Source organism: Bradyrhizobium sp. CCBAU 051011 (assembly GCF_009930815.1).
Taxonomy (GTDB): Bacteria; Pseudomonadota; Alphaproteobacteria; order Rhizobiales; family Xanthobacteraceae; genus Bradyrhizobium.
This window is the reverse complement of the sequence record NZ_CP022222.1, coordinates 19,601-32,251: the sequence shown is the minus strand read 5'-3', so window position 1 is coordinate 32,251 and position 12,651 is coordinate 19,601. Positions and strand designations below refer to the sequence as shown.

The 12,651-nt window shown below is 61.2% G+C and carries 12 protein-coding genes; 5 read left to right on the top strand and 7 right to left on the bottom strand.

Annotation, left to right across the window (positions count from 1 at the left end):
- Positions 1–1,003: 1,003 nt before the first annotated feature.
- Positions 1,004–1,369 carry a hypothetical protein gene (locus ACH79_RS00155; RefSeq protein WP_246738359.1) on the bottom strand — a complete coding sequence of 122 codons (366 nt, stop codon included), beginning with the start codon at positions 1,367–1,369 and terminating at the stop codon, positions 1,004–1,006.
- 103 nt (positions 1,370–1,472) lie between these two features.
- Here ACH79_RS00155 and ACH79_RS00150 point away from each other — a divergent pair, with 103 nt between their 5' ends.
- Complete coding sequence (locus ACH79_RS00150) at positions 1,473–1,658, top strand: DUF3606 domain-containing protein (protein WP_161849216.1); 186 nt, start codon at positions 1,473–1,475, stop codon at positions 1,656–1,658.
- Positions 1,659–2,012: 354 nt separating this feature from the next.
- Here ACH79_RS00150 and ACH79_RS43525 read toward each other — a convergent pair whose 3' ends face one another.
- The 6 genes from ACH79_RS43525 to ACH79_RS00120 form a co-directional block, all read right to left on the bottom strand.
- The gene (locus tag ACH79_RS43525; protein ID WP_246738358.1) at positions 2,013–2,225 is read right to left on the bottom strand and encodes a response regulator; all 213 of its coding nucleotides are present in this window, start codon (positions 2,223–2,225) and stop codon (positions 2,013–2,015) included.
- A gap of 96 nt (positions 2,226–2,321) precedes the next feature.
- Entirely contained in the window at positions 2,322–2,606 is a 285-nt protein-coding gene (locus tag ACH79_RS00140) for a hypothetical protein (protein WP_161849215.1), read from the bottom strand.
- 113 nt (positions 2,607–2,719) lie between these two features.
- Positions 2,720–3,016, bottom strand: coding sequence for a hypothetical protein (locus tag ACH79_RS00135; RefSeq protein ID WP_161849214.1), 297 nt, complete (start codon positions 3,014–3,016; stop codon positions 2,720–2,722).
- Positions 3,017–3,775: 759 nt separating this feature from the next.
- Entirely contained in the window at positions 3,776–4,096 is a 321-nt protein-coding gene (locus tag ACH79_RS00130; RefSeq protein WP_246738357.1) for an FAD-dependent oxidoreductase, read from the bottom strand.
- 688 nt (positions 4,097–4,784) lie between these two features.
- On the bottom strand, positions 4,785–7,973 hold the full coding sequence (locus tag ACH79_RS00125) for an efflux RND transporter permease subunit (protein ID WP_161849213.1): 3,189 nt from the start codon (positions 7,971–7,973) through the stop codon (positions 4,785–4,787).
- A 26-nt stretch (positions 7,974–7,999) separates the two neighbouring features.
- Positions 8,000–9,241, bottom strand: coding sequence for an efflux RND transporter periplasmic adaptor subunit (locus tag ACH79_RS00120; protein WP_161849212.1), 1,242 nt, complete (start codon positions 9,239–9,241; stop codon positions 8,000–8,002).
- A 202-nt stretch (positions 9,242–9,443) separates the two neighbouring features.
- Here ACH79_RS00120 and ACH79_RS00115 point away from each other — a divergent pair, with 202 nt between their 5' ends.
- The 4 genes from ACH79_RS00115 (at position 9,444) to ACH79_RS00100 (ending at position 12,651) form a co-directional block, all read left to right on the top strand.
- The gene (locus ACH79_RS00115) at positions 9,444–10,043 is read left to right on the top strand and encodes a TetR/AcrR family transcriptional regulator (protein WP_161849211.1); all 600 of its coding nucleotides are present in this window, start codon (positions 9,444–9,446) and stop codon (positions 10,041–10,043) included.
- 233 nt (positions 10,044–10,276) lie between these two features.
- Positions 10,277–11,017: a FadR/GntR family transcriptional regulator gene (locus ACH79_RS00110; protein ID WP_161849210.1), complete on the top strand. Its 741-nt coding sequence runs from the start codon at positions 10,277–10,279 to the stop codon at positions 11,015–11,017.
- Positions 11,018–11,057: 40 nt separating this feature from the next.
- Positions 11,058–11,957: an NAD(P)-dependent oxidoreductase gene (locus ACH79_RS00105; protein ID WP_161856142.1), complete on the top strand. Its 900-nt coding sequence runs from the start codon at positions 11,058–11,060 to the stop codon at positions 11,955–11,957.
- Between the two features lie 10 nt (positions 11,958–11,967).
- Positions 11,968–12,651: an amino acid ABC transporter permease gene (locus ACH79_RS00100; protein WP_161849209.1), complete on the top strand. Its 684-nt coding sequence runs from the start codon at positions 11,968–11,970 to the stop codon at positions 12,649–12,651.

Here is a 12,651-nt window from a genome sequence, read left to right as displayed (position 1 = left end):
ACATTCTTATGCGCTTTGTCAGGAGCCGCCGCTGGCTCAGGGTCGCTCTAAGCGGAGGCACCACCACATAGCAGGTGCCGGTAACCGTGCTCATTCATCTGCGCGCGATAAATGGCTGTCGAACGCCGTTCGAGCGCGATCAGATTCATGTTCTGGATCAAGATGAAGCACGACTCGCGCAACTTCCCGCCAATCAGCACCTTTCGTATCCGCATCTAGCATGCGAAGATACGAAGCTTCGCTTGCTCGCCGCATGTGCTCGGCATCCGCAGCTATCTCTCGGGAGAAGGTGTTCCTGGATGTCGCTTCATCATGTGGCTCCGCAGACGCACTCGCTTGCCTTCACGTTGAACCATTAGTCGATAGCCATCGTGCCTGATCTCTGAAGGCATTCCGGCCGATCGGGGACCTTGGTCCCGCGCGTCGGAATGCAGGGATCGAACGCAGATTTAGACATGCGGGATAAATAGGCAACCGCAGGCAAAATGCGAGTCTGATCAGAGCAGCCGAACGGTCAACTGCCGCTGCCGCCGAAATCAGAGTTCGCAGCGGGAAGCTTGCACGTCTGCAAATCGCAGCGACGGCAGCTAATTCCGGGACTTTACCATCCACCGTGGAAGTGACGTCGATGACCCCATCCGCCACGCCAACCCGGACCCTCGTACGCATATACACGCGGTGCCGCATACACCGGATATTCTTCAACCACCACTCGCGGCGGCGCTACGATGACGGGGCGGCGGACCACCAGAGTCTCGGAAACGATTGGAGCCGATTCCTCGACAACAACCGGCGGAGAAGTCCGGTACTCGTACGATCGTGCATAGCTTTCGCTGTAGCTGGTTACGGGCAGATCGGACGCCACGGCCGGAGAAGCAAGAGCAAGCGCACTTGCTGCACCAAAGATTAAGTTGCGCATTTCAGTTGTCCCTTGTTGGTCTTGCTTGTCGCCCGTAACGAGCAGAACGCGCAAAAACGTCGTTAGGTTCATGAACGGTCTGATTCATACCAGCCGGAGGGTCAGCTGACGCCGATCGCGGACATCGTGCCGTTCGACGAAATCAGAAATCGTATGGGGAAGCTCGCGCATCTGCAGATCGCAGCGGCGGCGCAATTCGCGCGCGACGTCTTCGGAAACATCTTCCGCCCAATGCTCGGCGGTATTGAAGGCGACAATGCGAATTGGATTGCTGTATTGGCCGGTAAGCAGATCCCCGAGGACCGTCTCGAGGTCGGCAGTTTCGCAATCGGCTTCACGCCAGGCGCGGCCTAGTCGACCGAGATCATCCGCCACCAAGTAAACCGTCTCAACGTTGTCGTTCGGGACGATCGACGGCGTCCAACTAGAGCTACGCATAATGAACTCCACTCAATACGGATTCAAATTGACCTGAGCTGAATCGTTCCGGCGGGAGAACAGGAACCCGGCACATCATGACGCGTTGCCCACTCGCAACGGGAGGTATTGCAGGATGGCAAAGGCAAAGAAGAAATCCAGACGCGGTCGCAAGCAGGACGGAGCGCGGGTCGCCGGTGGGCAGGATTACGAGGTGCGCTACACGGCGAAGAAGGCAAAGAAGTCCGCGAGCGCTGTAAAGAAGGCGGTCAAGAAGGTCGGCAGCAGCCGCAAGCGGGTCGAGCGTCGGCTCGGCCGTTAGGAACGCGAATGCAGGTGGTGGGTTGACAAATGTTCGCACCGTGTCCCCCCAGGGTGCGTAACCAAGAAGGGCCCCAGCCCGCCGCGGGGGCCCTTCACTCGTTTTAAGGCCGCGATGCAATGTGCGAGGTGCGACAACAATCGGTGGGGTTGCGAAAATCATTCCGAGAGAGCGTTTTTAGGAAAAGCGGCTCCACGAGACAAAACCCCGACGACGGGCCGCTCACCTCAGCACCGCGTCCAATAGCTGCTGTGGCTCATAGGGCTTCATAAGAAAGTGGGTTTCGTGCAGGACCAAGGGCGCGCTGTGTCCTGAGACCATCACGACGTTGAGGTTCGGGAATTTGCGCTTGGCTTACTGCGCAAGTTCGGCGCCGGACATCCCTCCACCAAGCTGCATGTCGGTCACCAGCGCGCGGAATTCAGTGCCTGTTGTAGCTAGTACAAGTTCCGCGACCTCTCCATTGTCACACTCGACCACCTCAAGCCCCTCGCTTTTCAGAAGGTCGGCCAGGCACGTCCGCTGGAACGGATCATCCTCCACAATGAGGGCGACGAAGGTCGACATCATTGCCTCCGGAAAAGAAATCAAATCCCGGAATTCGCAACGGTTGCAACCGGCCGGCTGGCGTTCGGATGGATCGGTTGTGCTGGGCGGACGTAGCTAAGCGAACAACTCCGCGCCCGCTGGCGTGAGGGTGACGAATGTTCCGGACTCGTGCAGCGCCACTCGTTCGATCACCTCGTCGGCGGGCGCGAGCAGCGACAGCGGCACCGGGAGGCCGAGCGTCCGTGCGGTATGATGGTTGAGACAAGCTCGAACTTGACGCCTACATGACGACCGGGGCTGATGATATGCGACGCAGTTGAAATTGATTTCCTTGCGGGCCGCATCGCCCTCTCGATCTGTCGCCTTCACCCGCGAGATTGAAGCTTGCCCTTTCTGCATCGGTGGGAACTCGATCGCGGTCTGGACGATCCTCGCTGTCTCCTTCTGCAGGCGGTCTGGAAGCGACTGTCCGTAAGAAAGGCCCCACCAGAGAGCGGCCCTTTGCGTCCTTGCTACCAGCCGCGAATGATGAACCTTGGTCTGCTGTAGCCGGAGCGATCGTAGTAGCCGGGGCCAGCGTAGTAGTTGTAGCCCCGGCCGGGGAAGTAGCTGGGGTCGTAGTAATAGCGCAGGACATGGCGCGGTCCCCGGGTCCGCCAGCAGCGCCCATAATACTCGTTGCAGATCAGGTCGACCAGATCGACGTTGGAGACTTCGACGGAGTTGATCGTCGTCGCGTTGACGGGCGCGGCGAAAGCGGCGGACGCGAACAGCGCGGCACCGAATACGCCCAGTGCGATGGCCTTCATGGAGTTCTCCCTTCGGTTGGCCTTGGAGCAGCCTGCGTCCGGGGAAAGCATCAATTGGCGTTGGAACGCCACCGCTGACGACCGGGTTCTGGCGCTCCGAAACGCTCTCAGTCTCATATCCGGGCGATGAGATTGGTTGCCCGCGCAGGCCCGCCAAACGCGACCAGAAATCGCACCAGCCGCGCAAGTCGAGCGTGCCGATAGTAGTGACGTGGTCGAATAGGCGGCGCGTCAGGTCGGTGGTTTCGGTCACGGCTTATCCTTGCCGAACGGCAGTAATTTCCTGGCCGGCGGTTCGCACCTGTCTTGCGGTGGCCGCGGTCATGATGCCGACTCCCGGACGATGAACTCGACCCCCACGACACCTGGCAAGCAAGCGAGGATGTCCTGCTGGAGATCGCCATCTCTGCCGTTCCAGGCGATCTTCGCGCTAGCCGTGGGGACGCCGGGGCGCGGCGGGCGGCGGAAGCGGGCAAACCAGTGCCAAGCCCCCAGGGTATGGTCGGCGTTAAACGTTTGTCTATAAGTGGTGAGGGTGCCGACCTGCGTCGCCAGGGCATGATCGGGATCACAAAGCCAACGGGCTTGAAATTACGGTTCTTGTCCTTGCCGAATGCGAGCCAGTGACCAGGATGGATCTTGCGCAACCTCGCGCTCCGAGCAGCGGACGATCTATTCTACCGTCCAGTAGGGTTGCGCCGGGTTGAAGCAATCGTGGGTTAGGACCGTAGTTCGCACAACATTCGACAGGAAAATCCCTTAAAGGCAGTAACTTGTGCGGGAAGCGGGAGGAGGGCGGCAATCGGGGACGACGAGCCCGCTATAGGCGGTTATGCGCTGGTAGGCCCAATCGCCCGCAATCTCGTCAGGTAGGGCGGCGTGGAGGTGAAAGCTGCGGCGCGCCAGCGCATCGAGCGGAGTGCCAGCGGACCAGTCGAGCGCCCGAAATCCGCCGGCCTTGCCGGACGCCGCCGCAGCCACTTCGGTCCGCTCCACCACGATGACGTCGATGCCGCGGCGAGCGAGGAAGTAGGCGGTGCAGGCTCCGATCACGCCGGCTCCGCAAATCACCACCCGCATGATGTCTCCATGGATTCATATAGAAGCGCCGAGCCAGCCCAGGCCCGGTTCATTGGCTGCTGCTTGCCCCGGCCCCGGTTGTTACTGGCCGAATTCTTGGTGGCACGTAGCGTAAACGGGTGCCTTCGCTTTGGTGCTTCTCAAAATAGCGGCACAGTCCACAAATGTCGTCCCCGGAGGACTGCTCCGATTGCAGGGTCGATTGCGAGGCGCGCGTACTGAATCGGCGTCGCGCCCGATTTAGTTAGTTCAGCTTGGCACTGGGCTTGAAAAGCACCTATAGGCGGGAAATGCACCTCGCCTTTGCCTCATCTCGCCAAGTTATTGAAGTTGCTAACATCTTCTCCGCCCTCCGAGCGCACCACAGCCCACGTCCAGCGCTGAAATCGCGTTGGGTTGCAGCTTCCACGATAGTGGGGTTTCGCTCTGCACGAAGCCTGACTCGAGAGACTGCAGTCTGATCGTCCCTCGGTGATCAGACTGTCATTCCGACAAAGAGAAAACCCACTGCGAATCCAATGCAGGTTGGACGACACATTTGTCGGAATGGACATTGATTTTCCGACAAGATCATACGCCTCTTAATCAGCGGGTCCCAGGTTCGAGCCCTGGTGCGCCCACCAAGCCTTTCAAGCACTTGCAATAGTGCCCGCCAGATGGCCCGCTTCCGGGCAACCCCGACATTGCATCAGCGGCTGGGCTCCGGCGCGTGACCGGTCGCTCCATTGGCGGAATGGTTTGTCAGTGGCTTCAGTCCCGTGACGGTGCGCAACAGAACGTAGAACACAGGTGTCAGGAACAAGCCAAACACCGTAACGCCGATCATGCCAGCGAAAACGGCGACACCCATAGCTCGGCGCATTTCCGACCCGGCACCGGTCGAGAGCACCAGGGGCAAGACGCCCATGATGAACGCCATCGAGGTCATGAGAATCGGACGCAGCCGCAGGCGGCTCGCCTCGATCGCTGCCCGGATCGGCGAACGGCCTGCGAACTCCAGTTCGCGCGCGAATTCGACGATAAGGATTGCGTTCTTGGCGGACAATCCCACCAGCACGATCAACCCGATCTGGGTGAAGACGTTGTTGTCGCCCTTCGAGATCCAGACGCCGAACATCGCAGCAAGCAGCCCCATTGGTACGATCATGATGATCGAGAGGGGCAAGGTCAGGCTCTCGTAGAGCGCTGCCAGCACCAGGAACACCAGCAGAATCGCCAGCGGGAAGACCCAAATGCCGGAATTGCCTGCGATGAACTCCTGATAAGTCAGGTCGGTCCATTCGAAAGCAAAGCCCGGCGGCAGTACTTCGGCGGCGATGCGCTCGGCGGCGGCCTGCGCTTGTCCCGAGGAATAGCCGGGCGCTGCGGCGGCGTTGATGTCGGATGACAGGAAACCGTTGTAACGGATCGCGCGCTCGGGCCCGGCGCTTTGGCGAATCTTCAGCAGTGCTGAGAGCGGGATCATGTCGCCGGATGCGGAGCGCACTTTCAATTGCCTGATATCGTCAGCCCGCGCACGGAACGGCGCGTCGGCCTGCACACGGACCGAATAGGTGCGCCCGAACTTGTTGAAGTCGTTGACGTAGTACGAGCCCAGATAGATCTGCAGCGTGTTGAAGACCTCGGTCACGGGCACGCCAAGCTGCAGGGCCTTGGTACGGTCAATGTCGGCGAACAACTGTGGCACGTTGACCTGGAAGCTCGAGAACACGCCGGCGATTTCCGGTGCCTTCTGCATCGCGGCCATGAACGCCTTGGTCGCCTCGTTCAGCGCGTCATAGCCGAGGCCGGCGCGGTCCTCGATCTGGAGCTTGAAGCCGCCGATGGTGCCGAGCCCGTTGACCGGCGGCGGCGGGAACATGGCGATGAAGGCTTCCTGGATCCCGGCATATTTCTTGTTCAGTTCGGCGGCAATCGCGAGGCCACTCAACGAGGGATCCTTGCGCTCGTCGAACGGCTTCAGCGTCGAGAACACAATGCCGGCGTTGGAGGAATTGGTGAAGCCGGAGATCGACAGGCCTGGGAACGCCACCGAGCTTTCGACACCTGGCTGCGTCAGCGCGATGTCGCTCATCTTGCGGATGACGTCTTCGGTGCGGTCGAGCGTGGCCCCGTCGGGCAGGCGAGCGAAGCCGACAAGGTACTGCTTGTCCTGACCCGGAACGAAGCCGCTCGGCACCTGCTGGAAGAGCAGGGCGGTCAGGCCGACCAAGAGCACATAGACGCCCATCACCGCCGCCTTGCCGGAGATCACCTTGGAGACGCTGCTGCCATAATTATCCGAAGCGCGCCCGAAGGCGCGGTTGAAGCCGCGGAAGAACCAGCCGAGCCCTTTTTCCATAACGAGGGTCAGCCTGTCCTTCGGCTCATTGTGGCCCTTGAGCAGCAACGCCGACAGCGCCGGCGACAGCGTCAGGGAGTTTATCGCGGAGATTACGGTCGAGATCGCGATTGTCAGCGCAAACTGCTTGTAGAATTGCCCGGTGAGGCCGGAGATGAAGGCGAGGGGAACGAATACGGCAATCAAGACCAGTGCGATCGCGATGATGGGGCCGGAGACTTCCCGCATTGCTTGGTAGGTAGCGTCTCGCGGCGACAGCCCGGCCTCGATGTTGCGCTCGACATTCTCGACCACGACGATGGCGTCGTCGACGACGATGCCGATTGCGAGCACCAGCCCGAACAGGCTGAGCGCATTGATGGAGAAGCCGAACACGTGCATCACGGCGAATGTGCCGACGATCGACACCGGCACAGCCAGGAGCGGAATGATGGAAGCCCGCCAGGTCTGGAGGAACAGGATGACCACCAGCACCACCAGCACGATCGCTTCCAGCAGCGTGTGGATCACCGCCTCGATCGACGAGCGTACGAACTGTGTGGGGTCGTAGACGATCTGGTAGGATACGCCCTCGGGCATGTTCTTCTTGATCTCGGCCATGGTGGCGCGGACGCGGTCGGAGATCTGGAGCGCGTTGGAGCCCGGTGCCTGGAAGATCGGGATCGCCACCGCCTGCTTGTTATCGAGCAGCGAGCGCAGGCCGTATTCGGACGCACCTAATTCGATGCGTGCGACGTCGCGGAGCCGTACCACCTCGCCACGCGAACCGGTCTTGACCACGATGTCGCCGAACTGCTCCTCACTTGCGAGCCGACCTTCGGCGTTGACCGACATCTGAAGGTCGATGCCCTTGACGCTCGGCGAGGAGCCGACCACGCCGGCGGCGGCCTCGACGTTCTGGGCCTGGATCGCCCTCACGATGTCGCTCGCGGTCAGGCCGTGCTCGGCGGCCTTTTGTGGATCGGCCCAGACGCGCATCGAGTAGTCGCCGGCGCCGTAGAGCTGGACATCACCGACGCCGTCGATCCGCGCCAGACGGTCCTTGACGTTCAGCACCGCGTAATTGCGGAGATACGTCATGTCGTAACGATTGTTCGGCGACAGCAGGTGCACCACCATGGTGAGGTCGGGCGAGCTCTTCTTGGTAATAATGCCGAGCTGGCGAACTACCGCCGGCAGGCGCGGCTCTGCCTGCTGCACGCGGTTTTGCACAAGCTGTGTCGCCTTGTCGGGATCGGTGCCGAGGCGGAACGTCACTGTCAGCGTCATCGCCCCGTCGGTGGTCGCCTGGCTGCTCATGTAGAGCATGTTCTCGACGCCATTGATCTGCTCTTCGATCGGCGTTGCCACTGTTTCCGCGATCACCTTCGGATTGGCGCCGGGGTAGGTCGCGCGCACCACCACGGAGGGCGGTACGACGTCCGGATACTCCGAGATCGGCATCGCAAAGAGCGAGATCAGGCCGGCCAGGAAGATCACGATGGAAAGCACGCCGGCAAAGATCGGCCGGTCGATGAAGAACTTTGAGAGATTCATTGCTATGCCCCAAGCGCTGCGGGTAGTTAGCGCTGCACGATTTGCTGGCTGCTGTCGTTCGATGCTTGCTGTGGCCCGCGCGAGCCCATCTGCGCAATTTCTGTCTTCAGGAGCGCACCCGGGCGTACCCGCTGCAGGCCGTTGACGACGATGCGGTCGCCGGATTTCAGGCCTCCCGTTACGACGCGGAGTCCATCGACGGAGCCACCAAGCGTTATTCCGCGATAGACCGCACGGTTGTCGTTGCTGACCACCATAACGAACTTCTTATCCTGGTCGGTGCCGATCGCTCGCTCGTCGATCATCACCAGTGTCTGTTGCTGAGGCTGGCCCATCCGGACGCGCGCGAACTGACCCGGGATAAGGCGGCCATCACCGTTCTGGAATACTGCGCGGACGCGTATCGTGCCGCTCTGACCATTGACCTGGTTATCGATCAACTGGATATGGCCTTTGGCCGAGGTGCCGCCGGAGGTGGTCATCTCGACGGGTATTTGATCAAGATTGCCGCGCTTGCCCGAACTATCTGCAATGGAATTCAGCGCCCGCAGCACGATCTCTTCGTCGGCATCGAAACTCGCATAGATCGGATTGACAGAAACCAGAGAGGTCAGGACCGGCGAGGCAGTCCCTGCGGTCACTAGATTGCCGACGGTCACCTCGATCTTGCCGACGCGGCCATCGACGGGCGCGCGGACCTCGGTGTAGTCGAGATTGAGCTTTGCAGTCTGCAGCGTCGCTTCGGCGGCCTTCACATTGGCGATCGCTTCGCGATTGGCGTTGTCGCGCTGATCGAAATCGCGCCGCGTGACGACGGCGTTGCCGACGAGCTGCGCGCCGCGCTCGACTTCGCTGGCAGTGAAGATCGCACGCGCCTTTGCTGCCTCGAGCTGCGCGCTGGCCTTATCCACTTCGGCGGCGTAGGGCGCGGGATCAATCTTGAACAGTACATCGCCGGCTTTCACGAGCGCGCCCTCGGCAAAATTGGCCGACAGGATCGCGCCAGCGACGCGTGGGCGGAGCTCGACGCGATTGACGGCTTCGAGACGTCCAGAGAAGTCATCCCACAGCGCGGTCCGACGCGGCTCGATTACCGAGATCGTGACGGAGACGGCTTGTTCGGGTGCGGTCCCAGTGGTCGCCTGGGCTGCATAAAAGTAGCGGCCGCTCGCGATCGAACCGGCCGCCACGATGATGCCGATGATGCCAAGGCCGCCGACAACGCGTCGGAAACGGCCGGAACGGAAGGTGTTAGCGGGTGGGGGCATTTGCGCGCTCCATAACTGTAGTGTTCGCTACAGATGTGGAGCTGGACCGCAGTCTGCAAGATACTTATGTACCATCCACTACGAAAATCTTAGATCACCATCCGCAAGACTGGAAATCAAATAAAAGAATCACGATAAATCAGAAGGTTAGACAATTGAACGCCGCGCGAAAAGCGGCGTCGGCTTCAAGGGAGTAACGCGAATGGCCATGGGACGCCCGAGAGAATTCGACGCCGATGCCGCATTGGATCAGGCGATGGAAGTCTTCTGGAGGCATGGCTATGAGGGCGCCACCATTGCGCAGCTTACCGAGGCGATGGGCATCAATCCGCCGAGTCTCTATGCGGCATTTGGAAATAAGGAAGGTCTTTTGAAGGCTGCTCTCGATCGGTACACGGCCAAACGTGCGGCCTGGATGGACGAGGTTTTGAGCGCGCCAACCGCCCGCGACGTCGCGGAGCGGATGCTGATGGGTACTGCAGACAGCCAAACCGATCCCGACAATCCGCCCGGTTGCCTGCTCGTGCAAGGCGGCCTTGCCTGCGGTACCGGTTCGGAGAACGTTCCCTTCGAGCTCGCAGCGCGTCGTGCATTAACCGAAGATCAGCTGCGCGAGCGCTTCGTCAGGGCGAAGGAAGAGGGCGATCTGAAGCCGGCTGCCGACGCTGCCGCGCTGGCGCGCTATCTGTCGGCGGTATCCGCCGGCATGGGCGTGATGGCGTCATCCGGCGCCAATCGCGAAGCGTTGCGGCAAGTGGCGAACGTATCTGTCAAAGTTTTCGAAGAACAGTCGGCAAAGTGAGAGGTCATCTTTCTTGCCGCGCACTGGACGGCCGGTCGTAGCGCCAAGGTCGCCCGACTGCTCGCCCCAATCTTTGAAGAATTCGCCGAGGCTTTGCAACGCAGGATCTCGTTGCAGCCTCGACAGGCCTGCATCGTCGCGGGCGGGCTCGTACCGCTGCGCCATCAAAGGACTTGACGCCCGAGTCTGGTCATCCTACTGGTCTGACCAGGGTCAGATCAATGGACGCAGGGATGGAACTCACGCGGCCTGTCGAGCCAGACAAGGGATTCGAGAAGGTTTTTGCCTTCTTGCGGGAGCGACTTCTCGCAGGGTCGCTCAAGCCCGGCGATCGCCTGATTTCCGAGCGCGAACTCGCAAGCCAGCTTGGCGTCAGCCGGCCGATCGTTCGCGAAGCGCTGCGCGCGCTGACCGTGCTCGGCATCGTCGAAATACGCGATCGCATCGGCACCGTGGTGACGCGGCCGGATGTTTCGGTCCTCAATGACTTCTTCACCTTCGCGCTCGCCCAGCAGGCGGACATGCTCGATGACGTGATGCAGGCGCGCGTCGCAATCGAATGCCAGGCGATCAGGCTCGCCTGTGATCGCGCAGGAATTGCCGATTTCGAACGTCTGCAGCGCGCGCTCGCGCAGATCGAAGCGACGATCGACGAGGCCGATGCGGGCGGCATGGCCGACTTCGAATTTCACCGCACGATCGTGCTCGCCTCACATTCGGAAACGCTGACCGTCCTTCACAATTCTTTGGCGGGTCTCCTGACGCATTCGCATCGCAGCCGCCGTGAGCTCGTGCAGTCGTTCCCTTCGATGAAGACGTATCTGGTCGACGACCACAGGCGCATCTTCGAGGCCGTTATCGCACGTGATCCGGAACGAGCGGATGCGACGCTGCGAAAGCACTTCGAGATTGGCGATGAATACCGCAGGCGTGCGCTGGTCGGCGAGACCGACGGCCGAAAGGCGTCGCGCTGACTGCAACGCAATCGAACAACAAGAAGACGAGAGCGAACAGATGGGACGGGACGGCAAGGGAAGCGTCGGCTTCATCGGCATCGGAACGATGGGCCGGGAAATGGTGCGCAACCTCCTGAAGGCAGGATACGCGGTCCGTGCCTTCGATCTCAACGAGGCCGCCGTCGCAAACATCGCAAAGGAGGGCGCGGCACGGGCGCAACATGCGGCAGACGCCGCGCGCGACGCCGACATCGTCATCACGATGCTGCCCGATACGCCCCATGTCGAGGCGGTAGTCTACGGCGAGGACGGTCTGCTGAAAGCTCCGCCTCCCGGCAAGCTGATCGTGGACATGAGCACGATCTCGCCGGTCGCGGTCCGCCGCGTCCATGCCGATCTGAAGCAGGCCGGCGTCAGCTTCATCGATGCTCCCGTGTCCGGCGGCCCCCTCGGCGCCAAGAATGCGGCGCTGTCGATCATGGCCGGCGGCGAAGCGGAAGCCTTCGGCAAGGCTGAACCTTTCTTCAGGGCCATGGGCACGACCATCACCCATGTCGGCGCTTCCGGCGCCGGACAAACGGTCAAGCTCTGCAATCAACTGATTTGCGGCATCAACATCCAGGCTATTTGTGAAGCGCTCGCTTTGGGACGCGCCTCCGGCGTCGACCTGGATTTGCTTCGCCGCGTTCTGTTGGGCGGCTCGGCCTCGTCCTGGATGCTGGACAAGCTCGGACCGGCAATGATCGGAGGCGACGTCAGTGCCGGCTTCCGGATCGACTTGATGCTCAAGGACCTCAGGCTGGTGCAGGAGCATGCGCAGGCGCTGAACGTGCCACTGCCCGGAACCGCACTCGTCACGAGCCAATATGTCGACGCGCGGGCGCACGGCGAAGGCGCGAACGGTAATCAGGCTCTGTTCCGCGTCTACGACCGCATGACCAATCAGAACACTGGATGATCCTGTTGCGATGAGCATCGAGCTCGACTTTCCCGCGGTGCTGGAACGGTGGCCGAACTTCCTCGGCGGCGCCATTCTGACGCTCGAACTCGCATTCCTCGCAACAGTTTCCGGCGCGCTGCTCGGCACGTTTGCCGCCGTGGGCCGCGGCACCCATAGCCGGCTGATTGCCCGCATCTGCAAAGTCTACGTCGAAGCCATCCGCAATACGCCGCTGCTGGTCCAGCTATTCCTGGTCTATTTCGGACTTGCCAGCATCGGACTGAAACTGTCAGCCTTCACCGTTGCGGTGGTCGCGCTGACGATCAATGTCGGGGCCTACACTGCCGAGATCATGCGGGCGGGTTTCGAAGCGATCCCGCGCGGGCAAATCGAGGCGGCCGAAGGCCTCGCGCTCACGCGCTTCCAGATCTACTGGCACATCATCCTGCTGCCCGCCGTCGAAAAGGTCTATCCGGCTCTGACCAGCCAGTTCGTCCTGCTGATGCTCGCCTCATCGGTCTGCTCGCAGATATCTGCCGAAGAGTTGACGGCGGTTGCCAATTACATCCAGTCGGACACCTATCGGGCATTCGAGACCTACATCATCGTCGCCGTGCTCTACATTCTGCTGTCGCTGGTCTTGCGCGCGGGATTCTGGGGGCTTGGCCTGGTCCTGTTTCCGCGCCGACGCCAACTCGGCACGCCGTTGTGA